General features: G+C 51.8%; 14 protein-coding genes and 2 riboswitches. Of the genes, 3 read left to right on the top strand and 11 right to left on the bottom strand.

Translation table 11 applies throughout. The features are described 5' to 3' along the window. Positions 1–8 precede the first annotated feature (8 nt). Positions 9–117, bottom strand: a riboswitch (SAM riboswitch). A 77-nt stretch (positions 118–194) separates the two neighbouring features. Continuing rightward, a riboswitch (SAM riboswitch) is annotated at positions 195–302 on the bottom strand. Positions 303–898: 596 nt separating this feature from the next. Together NDK47_RS10270 and NDK47_RS10265 are read left to right on the top strand one after the other, a co-directional pair. After that, positions 899–2,101 carry a saccharopine dehydrogenase family protein gene (locus tag NDK47_RS10270; RefSeq protein WP_251874727.1) on the top strand — a complete coding sequence of 401 codons (1,203 nt, stop codon included), beginning with the start codon at positions 899–901 and terminating at the stop codon, positions 2,099–2,101. Between the two features lie 88 nt (positions 2,102–2,189). Further along, a complete protein-coding gene (locus tag NDK47_RS10265) occupies positions 2,190–3,314 on the top strand; it encodes a polyamine ABC transporter substrate-binding protein (RefSeq protein WP_251874726.1) in 1,125 nt (374 codons plus the stop codon). 71 nt (positions 3,315–3,385) lie between these two features. Here the strand turns inward: NDK47_RS10265 and NDK47_RS10260 are convergent, their stop codons facing one another. The 3 genes from NDK47_RS10260 to kynU all read right to left on the bottom strand — a co-directional run bounded on the left by NDK47_RS10260 (position 3,386) and on the right by kynU (position 6,111). Beyond that, on the bottom strand, positions 3,386–4,081 hold the full coding sequence (locus NDK47_RS10260; RefSeq protein WP_251874725.1) for a tryptophan 2,3-dioxygenase family protein: 696 nt from the start codon (positions 4,079–4,081) through the stop codon (positions 3,386–3,388). A gap of 107 nt (positions 4,082–4,188) precedes the next feature. Then, positions 4,189–4,809: an arylformamidase gene (gene kynB / locus NDK47_RS10255; RefSeq protein ID WP_251874724.1), complete on the bottom strand. Its 621-nt coding sequence runs from the start codon at positions 4,807–4,809 to the stop codon at positions 4,189–4,191. Between the two features lie 15 nt (positions 4,810–4,824). Then, the gene (kynU, locus tag NDK47_RS10250; RefSeq protein ID WP_251874723.1) at positions 4,825–6,111 is read right to left on the bottom strand and encodes a kynureninase; all 1,287 of its coding nucleotides are present in this window, start codon (positions 6,109–6,111) and stop codon (positions 4,825–4,827) included. A gap of 153 nt (positions 6,112–6,264) precedes the next feature. Here kynU and NDK47_RS10245 point away from each other — a divergent pair, with 153 nt between their 5' ends. After that, positions 6,265–6,882 (top strand): TetR/AcrR family transcriptional regulator, encoded by a 618-nt coding sequence (locus NDK47_RS10245; protein ID WP_251874722.1) that lies wholly within the window; start codon positions 6,265–6,267, stop codon positions 6,880–6,882. Positions 6,883–6,998: 116 nt separating this feature from the next. Here NDK47_RS10245 and NDK47_RS10240 read toward each other — a convergent pair whose 3' ends face one another. The 8 genes from NDK47_RS10240 to NDK47_RS10205 all read right to left on the bottom strand — a co-directional run bounded on the left by NDK47_RS10240 (position 6,999) and on the right by NDK47_RS10205 (position 17,016). Then, positions 6,999–8,315 carry a CapA family protein gene (locus tag NDK47_RS10240; RefSeq protein WP_251874721.1) on the bottom strand — a complete coding sequence of 439 codons (1,317 nt, stop codon included), beginning with the start codon at positions 8,313–8,315 and terminating at the stop codon, positions 6,999–7,001. 165 nt (positions 8,316–8,480) lie between these two features. Continuing rightward, positions 8,481–9,221 carry an oxygen-insensitive NADPH nitroreductase gene (gene nfsA, locus NDK47_RS10235; protein ID WP_251874720.1) on the bottom strand — a complete coding sequence of 247 codons (741 nt, stop codon included), beginning with the start codon at positions 9,219–9,221 and terminating at the stop codon, positions 8,481–8,483. 57 nt (positions 9,222–9,278) lie between these two features. Continuing rightward, on the bottom strand, positions 9,279–10,694 hold the full coding sequence (gene allB, locus NDK47_RS10230; RefSeq protein WP_251874719.1) for an allantoinase AllB: 1,416 nt from the start codon (positions 10,692–10,694) through the stop codon (positions 9,279–9,281). After that, a complete protein-coding gene (locus NDK47_RS10225; protein ID WP_251874718.1) occupies positions 10,695–11,645 on the bottom strand; it encodes a dihydroorotate dehydrogenase in 951 nt (316 codons plus the stop codon). Next, entirely contained in the window at positions 11,642–12,427 is a 786-nt protein-coding gene (locus tag NDK47_RS10220; protein WP_251874717.1) for a dihydroorotate dehydrogenase electron transfer subunit, read from the bottom strand. Before NDK47_RS10220 ends, NDK47_RS10225 begins: the two co-directional genes overlap by 4 nt. Next, entirely contained in the window at positions 12,424–13,701 is a 1,278-nt protein-coding gene (locus tag NDK47_RS10215; protein ID WP_251874716.1) for a Zn-dependent hydrolase, read from the bottom strand. Before NDK47_RS10215 ends, NDK47_RS10220 begins: the two co-directional genes overlap by 4 nt. A gap of 106 nt (positions 13,702–13,807) precedes the next feature. After that, positions 13,808–15,421, bottom strand: coding sequence for a PucR family transcriptional regulator (locus NDK47_RS10210; protein ID WP_251874715.1), 1,614 nt, complete (start codon positions 15,419–15,421; stop codon positions 13,808–13,810). 296 nt (positions 15,422–15,717) lie between these two features. After that, positions 15,718–17,016 carry an MFS transporter gene (locus tag NDK47_RS10205; protein WP_251874714.1) on the bottom strand — a complete coding sequence of 433 codons (1,299 nt, stop codon included), beginning with the start codon at positions 17,014–17,016 and terminating at the stop codon, positions 15,718–15,720. Positions 17,017–17,092 lie beyond the last annotated feature (76 nt).

The raw sequence follows: 17,092 nt of genomic DNA, 5'->3' as shown, positions 1-17,092 counted from the left end.
GGGACCCCTTCTTATCTGCCAAGACATCACGTCCTGCAGGAATTGGCACCTTGTCGCGAAATACGCAACGGTTGCCGGGCTTCATCGGGCCAGTCCCTCCACCTCTCTGGATAAGAAAGAAGTATGAAATTGGAAAATAAAAAAACCTTCTCCAGTAAGAAGAAGGTTGGCATTCATAGAGAGGATGCTCCCGCTTCTTATCTGTCAGGACCTCGTGTCCTGCAGGAATTGGCACCTTGTCGCGATATTGCAACGGTTGCCGGGCTTCATCGGGCCAGTCCCTCTGCCACTCTGGATAAGATTCGTATGTTCCTGTAGAAAACATTGTAAGAAATTCTTGTCACCGCGTCAACTGATTCTTCTGACCTTTCACAACAATGCTTTGCTTCCTCTGGAAAACAGCAGGGTGAAAAATTCTCTTTTTTGATAAAGATTTCCGTCAAAATTCTCATGATTGATAAATTAGTGATCGCAAAACCCGCTAGCGAAAAAGGGTGAACCCGCTGACTTTCGTTGGAACTATTCTTGCATATTATATTCAGAAAAATCTGATTATGTTTTTTCTTTTCCCTTGCGCATGGGACGCCAGCTATGACGAATATAGTTAGCTAAGATCATCAGGCTGACCGTATACCCCCGTTGTTTTCTTTGAAAGGAGGTGGAACTTGATGCGAAGGCCTTTGCCCATATATTTGCACCATCGTCCCACTTAGCTGCGCAAAACTATTTCCTGCCTGTAACGGCAGAAGGAGGTTGTTTGGATGAGACTTCGTCCGCGTGAACCCATCGATGTTGTGCATCAGGTTATTGTATTCCCCGCTACCATTGATCTGCATTTGCAGAAATGGCTGTTTCGAATGCGAAGATAGAACGTGTGACCATATGGAAGGAGGACTCTATGCGAGTCGCAATAGTAGGAGTTGGCGGTGTTGGACAGGTAAGTGCCTGCGAATTGGCAAAATCCTCTTATTTAAAAAAACTGGTGCTGGCCGATATTTCGATCGGACCTGCGGAAGAACTGGCTGCTGAATTGCGTCGGGAAACCGATGTGGAAATTCAGGTAAAACGCGTCGATGCGCGCGACGTAAACAGTGTGCAAAGTATTTTAGAGGACATTGATGTGCTCTTGCATATTGGTTTACCCGAAAACAATTTTGAAGTAATGAAAGCTTGCTTGAATACAAAAACCCATTATATCGACACCGCTTCCTGCGGCCCACAATGGCTGCGCAAGCAGTTGGCCTGGAACGACAAATTTAAAGCGGCAGGCATACTCGGCATCATGGGACTCGGCTGCGATCCGGGCTTCTCCAATATCGCTGCCCGCTACGCGGTCGATCAGCTCGATGAGGTCGACGAAATCCTGATTCGCGATGCCGATAATTCGGTTGTCGACTATGACGGCTTCTGCTCTTTCTTCAGCCCGCAAACCGCGATTCAAGAGTGTCTGGCCAAACCCAACTACTGGACGGCTGAAAAAGGGGAGCAGTACCTCCCTACTCCTTTTGCCAATAAAGAGGAGTTCGAATTCCCTGAACCCATCGGCTGGATGGACTGCTATAACGTAGAGCACGAGGAAGCCACCACCCTCGGTGAAACCATCGGCAGAGCCAAGGGCTGCAAATACGTGGATTTCAAATACGCGCTCCATCCCGATTTCGTCAACACGCTCAAAGTGCTGAGCTATTTGGGACTGGACAGCGACGAAGAAATTGACGTCAGGGGAATTAAGGTTGTCCCTCGCGATGTAGTCGTGACAACGATGCCCAAACCAGCAGACCTGGCAGGCAAAATTCACGGATATTCCTCTGTCGGTGCTCTCGTCAAAGGCAGAAAGAATAACAAACGAAAAGAAGTTTACGTGTACACGATCGCCAACCATGATGAGGTCTTTTTCAAAACTGAATTCCAGGCTACGATCTGGCAGACAGGCATCCCGCCAGTCGTCGCTGTCGACATGATGGCGCAAGGATTGCTTGGCGCGACTGGCTGCATCCCTCCCGAGCTGATTGATCCGCTTCCCTTTTTGGAGCGCCTGAAGGCTCGCGGCATGATGTGGGATGTGATTGAAAAAACTGCCCCTCTTCGGCAAATATCGTAGTGCGTAACTTGAGTATAAAAAGATCGGGAGCGGCTCACCACGCCTTCCCGATCTTTCATTACAGCGGAAATGAAGGTGAGAGATACAGATGACTAGAAAAAGTTGGACAAGCCCACTCGTATTGCTCTTGTTGCTCACTGCCCTTCTGACAGGTGTGACTGCATGCAGTACTGCTACTTCCCCTTCTGCTCAAAACCCAGGACCAGGTGTCACGACGGCCAAGGGAGAGACGAGCCCTCAACCAAAATTGGCGAAGTCGCTCAATCTTTTTATCTGGTCTGAGTATATCCCGACCAGTGTGCTGGAGGCTTTTGAAAAAGAGTACGGCGTCAAAGTGAATATCAGCACCTACTCCTCCAATGAGGAAATGTTTGCAAAGCTGGCTGTCCATTCATCCGGATATGATCTGGCTGTCGCGAGCGATTATATGATTGATTTGATGCGCAAGCAGGATCTGATGGAGAAGCTGGATTACGAAAATATCAGCAATATCAAAAACATTGGACCGGAGTTTTTAAAACGGGCCGCCGATCCCGATGGTGCATTTTCAGTTCCTTACATGTGGGGAAATGTCGTGATCGCGATCAACAAGGACAAGGTTTCTACGCCGGTCAGCCATTATCGCGATCTGCTCAAACCGGAGTTCAAGGATTCATTGGTCGTACTGGATGACTCTCGCTCGATGATCGGGATCGCCAACCAGATGCAGGGAAAGTCGCTGAATGAGACAGATCCGGCTGTTTTGGAAAAGTCAAAGGAATTTCTTCGACAGCTGCTTCCCAATATAAAGGCCTTTGACAGTGACAGCCCCAAAACACTTCTGGTGACTGGCGAGGTGGCAGCCGGTATCGTCTACGGTGCCGAGGCATCTCTCGCACGCCAGGAAAATCCCTCCATTCTGACCGTAATACCTGCGGAGGGCATGGAGCTGTGGCAGGATAACTTTGTCATCCCGAAAGGCAGTCCGAACAAACTGACCGCAGAGACTTTTATCAACTTCGTGCTGCGTCCCGATATTAGCGCAGAAATCTCCTCACACTATCCGTACGCCAATCCCAATTTGGCCGCACATGAACTGATTGACAAGGAAATCCTGCAGGACCCGGCTGTCTACCCGCCGAAGAGCGAGCTGGAAAAAGGAGAATACATGGTAGATATCGGCAATGCCGTCAAGCTCTACGACCGGATCTGGTCTGAAATCAAATTGGAATAATAAAAAAGGAGCGTCTCTTCAAAGGGCTGTTTCGCCTGAAGGGACGCTTTTTCCATCATTATTTTGTCTGCTTATTCGCCGAGCGGCCTCGCTTGATAACTAGAGCCGGTCCAGTCCGTCAATTCACTGATCGCTTTCCACAGCGGCGGGTAAAATTCAAAGCGGACTCCTTTTTGCAGTGCTTGTGCGGGAACCCCTTTCAGACTGTTTGTCTCCAGTCCGATCATTCTCCGTACCAGCTGCAAATGATGGTAGCGGAAGCTTTGGAAGCTTTCATCAAACTGAAGCATTTCCTGCATCAGGCGAAACAGGGAGGGGTGCGACTGTGGCTGTTTCTGCAATTCGAGCGGAGTAAGCCCACTTTCTGCCATTAACTTTTGAAACGGCTCCCAAAGTGTGGGACCTGCCTGCAGGATTTGATTAAAGCCAGGAGAATCCTGTCCGCTGCCTCGTCCCAGTGCCAGACGAATCTTATGGTAATCAAAAGGACTGATGACCTTGACCATCTCAAATACTTCGGGCAGCTGCTTCATGTGAAGATTCATGCGCCGGAGCTGATCGGAAGCGGCATCAGCCTTCCCGGCGGTCATCGCGGCTTTTGCCATATCCAAATACTGCATAACCAGCTTGAAGTGAAGCTCGGCAATCTGGTGAATCACCTGAAAGGTCAGTTCATCCTCGCATGCGAGCTGATCCTCTCTTTTTTGCAAGCGGAGCAGTTCCTCTGTCCGGATGTACTTCTCATAATCTGACAGTTCTTTTGTCAATGTCCCCTTCCTCCTTTTTCAATCCCTGTTCATGGGGATGAAACCAAATGCCACGCAGACCGTAAACCACCCGCTTGTTTTGCCAGACAAGATGGAATCCCGAGAATTTACCAACTGCGCAGCACAGCACGCACGGGACTTCCGTCCGCTTCGACGAGCGGCAGGGGCAGCGCGACCAGCTCATAATCGCCTGGCCGGACATGATCCAGCAAAAGTCCTTCAAGAATATGGATGTCAAAAGCATGAAGGGAGTGATGGGCAGGCAGCTCCTTGCTGTCTAAAGGATCAATGGATGGAGTATCGATTCCGATAAGACGGATGCCCTGCTGTGATAAGAATGGCCCCAGATCAGGCCGGAGGTAGCAAATGGATGTGGGAAACGTCTGCGGGTCTTTCCAGGAGCCGGTACACAGTAACAAACGCGTCACATCTGTCAAATCGAAGTTTGACAGATCGGCTGCGCCAATGCTTTCTTTTCCCAATACATGGAGAACTTTTGCTTTTCCGATATACACGTCAATTGGCAAATCAATCATCTTTCTGCCGTCATCGGCAAAATGAAAGGGAGCATCTGCATGTGTCCCTGTATGCACACTCATCGTCAGTTTGCCTACGTTGACAGAACCGCTATCTGATTTGGGCCAGCTTACTTCGTATTGAAACGGAGTGTCCCCTGGCCATGTGGGTGCACCTGAGGCAAGCGGGCGAGAAATGTCAATCCAGCTCATTTTGCATCCCCCTGATCAGGCGATCACGCCGCGTTTGTTTTCATACTGCTGATAGCTTCGCTGCTCCATGATTTGCTTTAAGATTTGAACAGATCTCCATATGTCATGGTATGAGGTATAGAGGGGCACAGGTGCCAGACGAATTACGTTCGGGGCACGAAAGTCCGGGATGACTCCGTTTTCTTTCAAGGCTCTGCAAATACGGGCCGCTTCCGGATGCTCCAGGCTGACGTGGCCCCCGCGTCTCTGGTCATCGGTCGGGTTGCCCAGCACAAAGCCGTGACCGGCCAGCTCAGTATCCAGGAGCTGCATCAGGAAAGCCGTCTGCTGCAAAGACTTCTCGCGTATCGCCTCCATCCCGGCTTCGGCAAACATCGGCAACGATCCGAACAAGGGAGCCATGCTGAGGATATGAGGAGTGCCGATCTGGTACGCTCCCGCCGATTGGGCCGGGAAAAAGGTAAGCTCCATATCAAATTGCTTTTCTTTGTCAGAACCAAACCATCCGGTTAGACCCGGCACCTTTCCAAAATGTTTGCGATTAACATACAACGCCGCAACACTGCCAGGACCTCCATTCAGATACTTGTAATTGCACCAGTAGGCAAAATCGACGTCCCACTCCTGAAACTGATGCGGAATCACTCCGACCGAGTGGCATCCGTCAAATCCGATCAAAATTCCGCGCTTGTGAGCCTCTTCGGTCAGTCGGGGGATGTCGAGCAACTGGCCGCTGCGGTAAAGGACGGTCGGCAGCACAATCAGCGCAATCTCCTCCGTCATGCAAGCGATAATCTCATCTTCATCCAGAAAGCGGCCATCTCCGCTTTTTGCCAGTACCAAGTGTTCGTCCGGATCAAGCCCCCGGAGGCGCACCTGACTTTGCAGGGCGTACAAGTCAGAGGGAAAGGTAAGCTCATCAGCAAGTATTTTTGTCCGCTTCCCTGCAGGCTGATAAAAAGTAGAAGCCAGCTGATGCAGATTGACCGTGGTCGATCCGGTTACGATCACTTCATCGGCAGCAGCCCCTACCAGCGGAGCAAGCAGCGACCCCAGCTGTTCGGCCTGAAAAAACCAGGGGCGATCTCCTCCCGTCCAACCGTCAATCCCCAGCCGCTTCCAGTCGTTCAGTACGTCGCATACCGCCTGCTCTGCGCGGACGGATAACAGTCCCAGAGAGTTGCCATCAAGATAAATCGACTTCTCCGAAAGGTAAAACTCCTTGCGAAAATGTCCCAGATGATCCGTTGCATCCCGCTCAAACGCATACTCTTCCGTTGGCAGGAACGAAGAATATGTCAAGAGAATCCCCCCTCGCACAGAAATAAGTTAGTTAAAGATTACAGAAAAGTTGACGTGGTGTCAATATTCTAAAAAGTCTGTTATCACACTTCTTTTCCCTTTCTTTTTCTGCCAAATCCCTGTATCCTGTAACCAGAAAGGGGGAGCCAAACAGTGGAAAATACGAAGCCATTGACAGATGGTCGCCATCTGCGCTCACAACAGACGCGTCAGAAGCTCCTCGAAGCAGCCAAAGAGGTATTTCGCGAGGAAGGCTTCCATAAAACAACGATCTCTCAGATTATTAAGCGGGCAAAAACAGGTTACGGGACTGCCTATGTGCATTTTACCGGGAAGGATGACCTTTTGATCGTTCTGATGGAGGATGTGATGGCTTCCTTTTACGCGATTGCGGAACGGCCTTTTGCTCCGGTCTCGCGTGCGGAAGCCGAACAACTGATCTTCCGCCAGACACTTGCCTTTTTGCGCCTGGCCGAATCCGAGCGAAAAATGCTTCAGGTACTCGCGGAAGCAATCGGCGTCTCTGTCTCGGCACAAGAAAAATGGGCCGAAATACGGGAGCGATTTATCAGCCGAATTTCTCAGGATATCACCTTTTCACAGAGCCAGGGGCTGGCGCGAAGCGGATTGGTGCCGGAGTTGGTTGCGAGAGGCTGGTTTTACTCTCATGAAATGTATCTGTGGGACATCGTCAGCAGTGATCAGCATGCCGATTTGGAGACGATTGCCAAAACGCTGACTGCGATCTATACAGGGGGCTTGTATGTATAGACTGCTTGGAAAAAGAGACTTGTGGAGCGCATAGCCCTGACAAGTCTCTTTTTGCTCATTGTTCCATTGATTTTGATTGATTCACAGGTTAGCATCCATGACCCTTTTACGCAGGGCTAGCCAAGCTGGATCCTGCCTACCTGACCGTCTATCGTTATCGCAGTGCCATAGGGTTCACTCAGCTCTTGCAAATGCTCCAGAATGCTGATTTTCTCCGATAAGACGGGCCACCCCCTCTGGTACCTGGGCTGACCAAAGCCAAGCTCCACCGGATACAACACAATCTCTTTCAGAGCTCCATCTTCGATCGTCCAATACGGGAGAACGGATTCCCACACATGCGGGTTGACACCCAATCCCTTGGTATTGTTCTGTGTCCGAGTGTCAAAAGCGTCTGCTACCCCGTGCTCTTGCCCCAATCCATACTTTTCGTAAAAATCAGACGGCAAATGACTGACCGTTTCATTTTGAAAAATAAAATTGCCGAGACTGTAAAAAATCGGGCGATTCTTATAAATCTCGATTCCGCGCAGTACATGCGGACCATGTCCGATCACCGCATCTGCGCCTTCGTCAATGCATTGTCGTGAAAAGAGCTCCAGAAACGTCGCTGCTTTGTTTTTATCCTCGCCGTACATCTCATGAGAGTGGACACTGATGAGGACATAGTCAGACTGGCGGCGGGCCTCTGCGATAGCTCGCCGGACCCGCATCCAATCTTTTTCCAGCGGAGAAGTGAGGCAGCCCGCCGCTTCTCCCGGCGCAAACAGGTATTGCCCAAATCGCACACTGCCGTCATTATGTTCCACGGCAAACCCTTCTTTGACAGAAAGGCGATGCTCTGCGTTAATCGGCAGCTTGGCTGCAATGGCCGCCAGCTGTTCCAGCTCTTCTTCAGGGAGCTGATAGGTAGTCGTATAACGGAGCGGATTGACTCCGGGTCGCCCCGCCATGTCCGGACGCTGCTGACCTGCCACCCATGATTCATGGAAGGTAGAAGTAACCGCGATGAGTGCCACACGACCACTCGGGCAATCAAGATAAGCCGGCTGGCTGGCTTCTGCCAGATTCAGGCCAACACCCGCGTGCGGAATTCCGTACTCATTCAAATGTCGGCGAGTCGCTTCCAATCCGCCATACCCATAGTCCATTGTGTGGTTATTGGCCCAGGACATGATATTGAACCCAAATGCCTTTAAATCGAGGAGCACTTCTGGAGGCGCAATCGCCCAGGTCCCCCCGCTGAAAGCAAAGGGAAAGCCTTCAAAACGGTGCGTTGTCACCTCCAGATTGGTAAAGCGAAACTCAGCTTGAGAAATAACCGCCGCCAACTTTTGAAAGTCCACCGATTCCACCTTAGGCAGCCTTCGTGTAATAAAGCTGTCCCCCGTAGCAACGAAGCTCATACGTTTGCCTGCATCCGCTCTCCCCATCAGCCCTGCTCCCTCCGCTTCTGTCACACGAACTGTGATTTCAACTGTGGCCTGCCTGCACTCGCTCTTCTACTTGCTCTTCTACTTGCTTTCCACGCACTCTTTCCTAGGTATGTAACCTGCTCTCTAGCCCAGCCTCGCACTAGCCTTCTTTTCACTGCCTTTCTATTTGAGCGGAAAGCCCTGCTCCTTCAAAAAACCGCTGAGATGCGCTCGACGCGGCTTGCTCAAGTAATCGGCCATCTGCTTCGTCCAGCCCTCCGGTCGTTCTCCCCTTGTTCTGCGCAAATAATACTCGGAGGAGATGGCTTCATATTCCTCCAATGCTTCGGGGAAGTGATCGGAACGGTATTCTTCATCGTGGAAGACAGCCCTTTTTGGCAATCTCGGCTTCTGCTCCACGTCCTGATCAGGATAGCCGAGACACATCCCCATGATGGGCGTGGTAAGCGGCGGCAGGTTCAGCAGACGTGCGACCTCCTGCGGCTTGTTGCGGATGCCCCCGATCATCACACCCCCCAGCCCATGCGAGCGAGCGGCGAGCAGCACGTTTTCTGCTGCCAATGCTGTATCCACGGCCGCTACCAGCAGATTCTCCACTTCGTCAGCAGCCAGCTTGGTCCCGTTCATTTCGCATGCCTGTTTCAGGCGATAGAAATCAGCGATGAACACCAGAAACACCGGGCAGCGCTCCACCCATTTTTGGGAGCCGCACAACTGGGCAAGCTCCCTTTTCTTTTCCTCAGACCTGACGACAATGACGCTGTATGCTTGTACATTATGGGATGAGGGTGCCCACTGCGCGCACGCCAATACATCGGCCAGCACCTCTTCTCCGATCGGTTCGTCCGTGTATCGGCGAATCGAACGATGTGACTGAATCAACCTGGTTACCTCTGTCTGCATGTTTTGCCTCCTCTGGATCAAACAAGGGATCTGCTCACTCGTTTGATCCCTGCTCTGTTATTCGTTTTTCGGTTGGGACCGGGGTGTGACCAGCCGTCCTGCGGGTCCGCCAACAATCTCTCCTTCTTTCATCACCGTCTTCCCGCGCACAATCGTCTGAATCGGCGTACCGGTTCCACTCCAACCGTCGTACGCGGTCACCTTGCTTTTGCTGTGCAGGTTATCGCGTTTGATCGTAAATGGTTTCTCCATGTCTACAACGGTGATGTCTGCGTCCGTCCCCACCTGGAGCGAGCCTTTTTGCGGGTAGATGCCAAACAGCTTGGCCGGCTGTTCCGACAAAACGGATACGACCTTTTGCAGCGTCAGCTTGCCCTCATGAACAGCGTTCAGCAGGAGCGGAGCCAGCGTCTCAACGCCGCACATGCCAGCCGGGATGGACCATAGATCGCCATCCTTCTCTTCCTCTGTATGCGGCGCATGGTCGGAGCAGACGACAGAGATGACGCCTTCCTCAATGCCTTTCCAGAGGCGCTCCTGATCTTTTTTATACTTCACCGGCGGATACACCTTCATCGCTGGACCAATGGTGTGAAAATCCTCGTTATCGAGGAAAAGATAGTGGGGGCACGTCTCCGCTGTGATCGGATATCCCTCAGCCTGTGCCTGCTTGATCAAATCGACGGCCTCTCCTGTACTGACATGCAGGATGTGGAGGCGCGCACCGGTTTCTTTGGCAAAAGCGATTCCCGTCTGAACCGTCACAATTTCCGCCAGATTGGGGCGTCCCTCCAGCAGCGCTTCATAGTCCCGGCGGCCGCTTGCTTCCACCTTTTTGGTCAGATGCTGGATGATGTCATTGCTTTCCGCATGGATCGCCAGGATTTGACCGGTCTTGGCCGCTTCCCGGAAAATATCCAGCACATCCCCGTCTTTGAACGGCGGGATCACATCCTCCATCCCTTCCTTGTAATTGTACATCAGCTGGAAGGTTTTGCTGTGGACCGCATACCCCCAGAAAAATTTGAAACCGATCACACCTGCTTCGTGAAGGGGAAGGAGATCCTCCAGATTCAGATGACCAAGACAAATCGCCCAGATGCCAAAGTCTACATGCGCTTTCTCTCCCAGATTGGCTGCCTGCTTGTGAAAATTCTCCACGTTGTTGATGGGCGGATTGGTATTTGGCATCTCAAATACAGTCGTGATTCCGCCTGCAGCGGCAGCTTGTGTGGAGTGGTAAAAGTCTTCTTTGTAAGTGGCGCCGGGGTCACGGGAGTGCACATGGATGTCCATCAGGCCAGGCAGAACGTATTTGCCTACTGCGTCAGTCACCTCGGCTGCTTCACCTGGCAGAGGCTCTGTGGAAGGAGAAATCGCCGCGATGATCCCATTCTTGATGTAGAGATCCGCTTGATAGCTTTCCTGAGAGGTTACGATATGACCGTTTCGAATGATGTGATCCCACTTCATTTAGCATTCCTCCATTTTCTGCTTTTGTACATATACCTGTCCGACCAGTGATTTAATGTCGGTAATTTGGTATTGACGCATATACTGTTTGATTTCCTCCAGAATATCGAGCATGGCTGTCGGCTGAATAAAACTGGCCGTCCCGACCTGTACCGCACTTGCTCCGGCGAGGATCATCTCGATCGCATCCTCCCCGTTCATCACACCACCGCAGCCGATGATCGGCAGTGCGGATACTTGTCTCACCTGATAGATCATCCGCACGATAATCGGCTTCACTGCCGGGCCCGAGAGTCCGCCCATGACGTTGCCGATCTTGGGCTTGCGCGTATGCACATCGATGGACATGGCCAAAATCGTGTTGGCGACATTCAAGCTGTCGGCGCCGCCTTCATCCGCCGCTCTGGCGATCTCCTGAATACTGGTTACATTGGGAGACAGCTTGGCGATCAGCGGTTTATCCGTCACCTGGCGAACTGTCTGCAGGAGCCGGTACGTGATCTCCGGGTCCATCCCAAAGGCAAGGCCATTTCCTTTCAGGTTGGGGCAGGAGATATTCAGCTCCAGTGCAGATACCTCTACTCTGCTGGCAAGGATTTCCGACATCTCAGCAAACTCCTCAACCGAGTCGGCAGAGATGCTGGAAATTAACGGGATGTCGTAGCGCCCGTAGTACGGAACAATATTTTCGAGATAATAGGCAATTCCCTTGCTCTGGATTCCAATTGAGTTAATCATTCCACCTACGGTTTCACAGACCCGTGGAGTGGCATTCCCTTTACGAGGCTCTTTCGTGATGCTCTTGGGCACGACTGCACCCAATCGGTTAAAATCGACGACCTTTTCCATATCCTCGCCAAATGCTCCCGAGGCCGGCATGATTGGATTTTGCAGCGTAAGACCGCCGATGGAAACAGTCAGATCAAGTTCGGTTTTGTTCGTGCTGATCATGCCAACACCACCTTTTCCAGCGGGAAGACAGGCCCTTCCTTGCAGACGCGGACGGTTTTCAATGTCTCTCCCTCACGCACGTCACAGACGCAGGCAAAACAGACTCCCATCGCACAGCCCATATGCTCCTCCAGTGCGATCTGGGCAGGGATCTGATGGACCGCTGTCACTTCTTGCAGCAATCGGGAGAGGCGCTTCGAGCCGCAGGTAAATGCCGCGTCGATCTTGTGCCGCTCTAAAATTTTCTCCAGCAACAGACGGACCGAAACCACATCGCTGTTTCCGTCTTCCTCCGTGACCTTATAGACATCCGCACCGAACCCCTGAAGGGTCTTAGTCGCGAGCAGATCATTTTGCGACCGCGCACTGAGAATAGCAGCCGCGCGGATTCCTCTCTCCGCCGCATCCTGGGCCAATGCAGCCAGAGTGGCAATGCCCACCCCTCTAGCGATCAGAAGCACGGTTTTCCAGTCCTCTTGCAGAGTAAAAGGGGTACCCAGCGGTCCGAAGATATCGACCGTTTCCCCGGCCTTTCGCTCCGTCAATCGCTTCGTCCCCAGTCCTTTTACCAGATAGAGAAACTCCAGGGTACCCGCGGAACGATTGATTCGGTAAATACTGAAGGGTCGACGCAGCAGCGGATAGGTTTCCTCGGAACAACGGATGTTGAAAAACTGACCGGGATAAACCTCTGCATCCAGACCGCTCGCATCTACGATCATATGCCAATAGCGGTCACTCACCTGTCGATTGGACAGAATTCTCATGTTTCCCTGTTTCATACGCTCTCCCCCACCTGATCTGGTTTCGCGCTTGCCTGACTTGCCTCCACGATGGCCGCTTGCTTGAGCATCGTCTCCAGCAGAGTTGCACCCATGCCAATCTGATCTATCGGCGTATACTCGTCCCGATGATGACTGAGTCCGTCCTTCGACGGAACGAAAATCATTCCAGTCGGACAAAGGCGTGCCATGTTCATCGCGTCATGTCCGGCACCGCTCGGCATGGTGAGATAAGGAAGTCCAAGCGACCGGCAGCTTTCTTCGAGTGCACCGATCACGGACGGATCGAGCAGCACCGGCTCTTCGTCACTGAGCAGACGCCATTCGACCCGAAGGCCTCTTGTTTGCTCGACCCGTTCAAATGCACTCAGCAATTTTTGCAGCACAGCCTGTTTGGAAGAGACGTGTATACCGCGTATGTCAATTTTCAGCTCTGCGGCGTCAGGAACGACATTCATCGCTCCCGGCGTGATGTTGCACACTCCGACAGTGCCCACTGTACCGTACTGCTTTTCTTCCAGGGCGGCCTGTTCCAGCGCAAGCCCGATCTCCGCAGCTCCTAAAAAAGCATCCTGCCTGCGATCCATCGGAGTCGTGCCTGTATGGGACGCTTTCCCCTGGACACGCACGTGCAGACGTGTCGGCCCGGCGATGCCCGTCACAATTCCGATCGGCTTGTCTTCCTGCTCCAAAACGGGGCCTTGTTCGATATGCAGCTCAAGAAACAATTTCAATTCTCTGGAAGAACGGGCAGCATGATCCATTTTGTCAAAATGAAGGAAACATTCTGACAATGCATCCCGGAATGAGGTGCCATCACGGTCAACCAACGCTCCCACGGCTTCCCGGTCCAACACGCCTGCCATCGCCTTGCTGCCAATCGTCGAGACGCCGAATCGCGAAGATTCCTCACAAGTAAAACAAATCAGTTCGATCGGGTGGCGAGTGATGATTTCTTGATCATTCAAAGATCGAATCGCCTCCAAACCGGCTGCCACGCCGATTACCCCGTCATACTGTCCGGCATCAATCACCGAGTCCAGGTGTGATCCACAGGCAACTGCTGGCAAAGAGGGGTCGGTGCCTTTGCGAGTCGCAATCAGATTGCCTGCTGCATCCATGCGCACGGACATCCCTGCCTGCAAGCACATTTCCGCCAGCCCGCGAACCGCCTGCCGCTCTGCTGGAGAATACGCCAAGCGGTTGATGGTATTGTCTGAATAACCAAATTGATTTAATGTCCTTATGCATTGTTCCAATCGTTTCAGGTTCATCGCTGCCTCCACTGCTTACGAATTTCCGCTTTATTTCTACTACGAAAATTCTTGTCCGATGAGCCCAAAACCTTTGTCGTTTCAGACAAAGTACAGGGCATGTACCTTAGTGGAACCGATAATCGTCTCGGATCAATTCCGCTATCTTCAGACCTAAATGGAGCATCAGTTTCCCTTCTGACTGCTGCAGACTGTGGCCCGATATTTTTTCGATGCGCCGAATGCGGTACTTCAATGTATTGACATGGATAAAGAGCGCTTGCGCTGTTTCCGTCAGCGTCTCATTGTGTTGAAAATAGATGCGGAGTGTCTTTACCAGTTCCAGATCACTATTGCGGTCATATTGAAACAGCTTTCCCACCGTTTGATCATAAAAATGGCGCAGCTCTCCCTGATCGCGTAATTGGGCCAACAACCGATATATGCCTAAGTCGTTAAAATGTATGACCGCAGGCTTTCCAGGCATGGCACTCCCCAGCAAAATTGCTTTTTCCGCTTCCCGAAAGCTCTCCTGCAGAGCAGCCAATCCTGCTCCGTGATTGCGGCCAATTCCCAGGCGGAACGTTTTCCCGGCAGAAAACTGCTTGCGGAGCGGTTCTGTCATCGCTTCGGTCTTTTTCTTGATCACATCATCGGACTCCTCCGCTCCAACCGCGCAAAGACAGTACACAGCCTGCCGCAAAAATCCGGTGATCGTCTCGGGAAATGAGTGACGGATCAACCGTTCTGCCCGATCCCCCAGATCAAACGGGTTGTCTCCCCGCTCCTGTCCTGTAAACTGGAGAACCAGACAGACATAGGCAGTATCCAGTGAAAATCCGTAGGGACGCCCGCGTTCCCGAACATCCTCCGGCAAAAGATTTTCATTGATAAACAGTTCTCGCAAAAAATCGCTCTTGTATTGCTGCTCGACGTCAAATCTGACCTTCAGGCGCAAAAATTCCAGAGCCAATAGTGTAGAAGCTTTTTCCAGCACGGCCAAATCCATTTCCAAATGCTCCATGTCAAACGCCCAGCAGGTAATATTTCCGTACACATGTCCATCGAGCATGATCGGCGCCACGATACAGTCGGTCTCGCCGTATTCGCATTGACGCGTCAAGCGGACAGGTCTTTTGATAATGGCAAGCTCTTTTAGCTGCTGGCTGGTCAGGGGCGTGACGGAAAACGGAAGTGACGGAACCCTCATGTACGAAAGCAGGCTCTCTACCGTAATCGTATTTTTGGTCAGCATGCCGAGCGCTTCAATCAGCGGTTCCATTCCTTGCTCGTTTAGGGAAATCTCATGCAAGAGCCGACTTGCCTGCTCCAAATCTTCCTGGAGAACGACTTTTCGATCAAAGATGGCATTCATCACAGGCGGGAGGATATCGAGATAGCTGATCGCTTCCGGAATTTCGATGACCGGCAAAGCGTACCGGTCTGCTTCCTCCAGGACGGAAGCGGGAATCTCGTCGACGAAACGATGCGGTTTGATCGCCAGCGCTGCTGTGCCGATCTCATGAAGCTGACGAACCAGTTGCTTCTGTGCCACGGGGTCGTCTTTGATGGGAAAAAGGCTGGTGAGGATCAGCTCGTCCCCTTTTAGCCAGCGGACGATATCCGGCACTTCCATGATCGTGGCCAGCTTGACTTCCCGCTCCAGTCCCAAGTGGCCCGCTACGACCTTGCATTGCCGCAGCCCGCCGATTTTCATCAAGTTTTTTACCGTGATTGCCATGGCTGCCTCCTCGCCTGATTGGATTCATCTCGAAGCATTGATCTTTTTATTATAGCGTATCCGGGAAGATACGCCTGGCGAAGGAAGCTGAATTGAGTAATCCCCTTTGGAGCGGACAGTGAACGCTCCATTGCGGGAGAAACCCGGAGCTGAGCAGGGAAACATGCCTCTACTCGCCACCGCCTCGTTCCCGCGAGTTTTTGTTTAAATAGCACTATGATGCGGGGCCAAAAAACCTAGCTTTTCTCATTCAAAAAAGCTGCGGCCAAATGCTCCGCAGCTTCTCAAGATATCCGTTAATCCAGTTCGACATCCTTGGTCTCCGGGACCATCGTCCACATGACCAAGAGGCCAATCGGGTATACCAGGAAGATCAGCGACATAGCTCCCATGATGTTGCCGCCGACGCTCATTGCGCCAATAATCGCTGGTCCAAAGCCAGAAAGTCCGCGGCCCGTACCAAAGATGAAGTTCTCTGCGGTCGAACGTGCCTCTGCTGGATACGCTTCGGCCAGCACCGCCCCGAAGCCGCCCATCATGCCGTTTACAAAGAAGCCGAGCAGCGAGCTTCCCCAGAGCAGCATTGCCTCGTCTTTGAAGACAAAGAAGTACAGGATACAGTAGATCGTTCCCCCAATATAATAGATGGCAAATGTTTTCTTCCGGCCAATCCGGTCTGCTAAAATCCCAAACACCATAATCCCGATCAGCATGCCGATGGTAGAGATGAGCATCCATCCGCTCGCTTTTGCCAGGGTGTATCCGTACTTCTCGGCAAGTACCGTCGGCATCCAGGAGAAAATTCCGTAGTAGCCAAAGTTTTGAATGAAGGACATGATCGTCAGTCCGATCGTCGCGATTGTCAATTGCTTCGTCGCAAACAGCTTGCCCAAAGGAAAGCCGCTCATGCGTTTCAATGCTGCATCTTCATCGGGCGTCAGCGTACCGGCTTGCGCTTTGGCTTGTAGATGCTTCTTGTACTCGTTTTTGCTCTTCCAGATTTCAGGTTCCTTCAGTCCGAAGCGGACATAGGCGGCAAGCGCTGCAGGAATCAGACCAAACAAGAATACGGCACGCCAGCCCATGGTTGGCACAACCAGTGCAGCCAGGACAGATGCACTCAGTACCCCCAGCTGCCAGCCCAGCGCAACGCCGGATGTGGCTTTGGCCCGTTTGCTCTTGGACCAGGTTTCACTGACGACAGCCATCCCTATTCCAAATTCTCCGCCGACGCCCATCCCCACCAGGAAGCGGAGAATAGCAAGATGGGAATAATCCGTAGCAAAATAGATAAGTGCTGTTGCAACAGAATAAAGCAAAATGGTAATCGAAAAAATGCGAATCCGTCCATACATGTCCGCTAAAAATCCGAACAGATACGAGCCGACCAGGGTACCAATGGTGGTGTACAACGTCAGATTTCCCGCTTGCCCCGGTGTCAAGCCAAACTCCTTGATGACGAAAACGAGTACGAACGACAGCAGGAGCATGTCCAATCCGTCAGCCGCATACCCCAGAATCGAACCGATCAAGGTCTTGATTCGAGTCGATTTGCTTTCTTCTACCCTGTTCTCTGTAGCCAGTTGATGTTTCACGAAAGCATTCCCCCTTGTCTGGTATCTTGATAATTAAAAATAATATGAGTAATTACAATTATGTGAATTCTACACT

It is taken from the genome of Brevibacillus ruminantium (genome assembly GCF_023746555.1).
GTDB lineage: Bacteria > Bacillota > Bacilli > Brevibacillales > Brevibacillaceae > Brevibacillus > Brevibacillus ruminantium.
The sequence above is the reverse complement of the archived record's forward strand: the minus strand, read 5'-3'. Positions and strand labels throughout refer to the sequence as shown.

What these genes read in the sequence shown, in the direction of transcription:
- NDK47_RS10270 (WP_251874727.1), top strand. Translation starts at nt 899, where the DNA reads ATGCGAGTCGCAATAGTAGGAGTTGGCGGTGTTGGACAGGTAAGTGCC.
- NDK47_RS10265 (WP_251874726.1), top strand. Translation starts at nt 2,190, where the DNA reads ATGACTAGAAAAAGTTGGACAAGCCCACTCGTATTGCTCTTGTTGCTC.
- kynB (WP_251874724.1), bottom strand. Translation starts at nt 4,809, where the DNA reads ATGAGCTGGATTGACATTTCTCGCCCGCTTGCCTCAGGTGCACCCACA.
- NDK47_RS10240 (WP_251874721.1), bottom strand. Translation starts at nt 8,315, where the DNA reads ATGGGGAGAGCGGATGCAGGCAAACGTATGAGCTTCGTTGCTACGGGG.
- nfsA (WP_251874720.1), bottom strand. Translation starts at nt 9,221, where the DNA reads ATGCAGACAGAGGTAACCAGGTTGATTCAGTCACATCGTTCGATTCGC.
- allB (WP_251874719.1), bottom strand. Translation starts at nt 10,694, where the DNA reads ATGAAGTGGGATCACATCATTCGAAACGGTCATATCGTAACCTCTCAG.
- NDK47_RS10225 (WP_251874718.1), bottom strand. Translation starts at nt 11,645, where the DNA reads ATGATCAGCACGAACAAAACCGAACTTGATCTGACTGTTTCCATCGGC.
- NDK47_RS10220 (WP_251874717.1), bottom strand. Translation starts at nt 12,427, where the DNA reads ATGAAACAGGGAAACATGAGAATTCTGTCCAATCGACAGGTGAGTGAC.
- NDK47_RS10215 (WP_251874716.1), bottom strand. Translation starts at nt 13,701, where the DNA reads ATGAACCTGAAACGATTGGAACAATGCATAAGGACATTAAATCAATTT.
- NDK47_RS10210 (WP_251874715.1), bottom strand. Translation starts at nt 15,421, where the DNA reads ATGGCAATCACGGTAAAAAACTTGATGAAAATCGGCGGGCTGCGGCAA.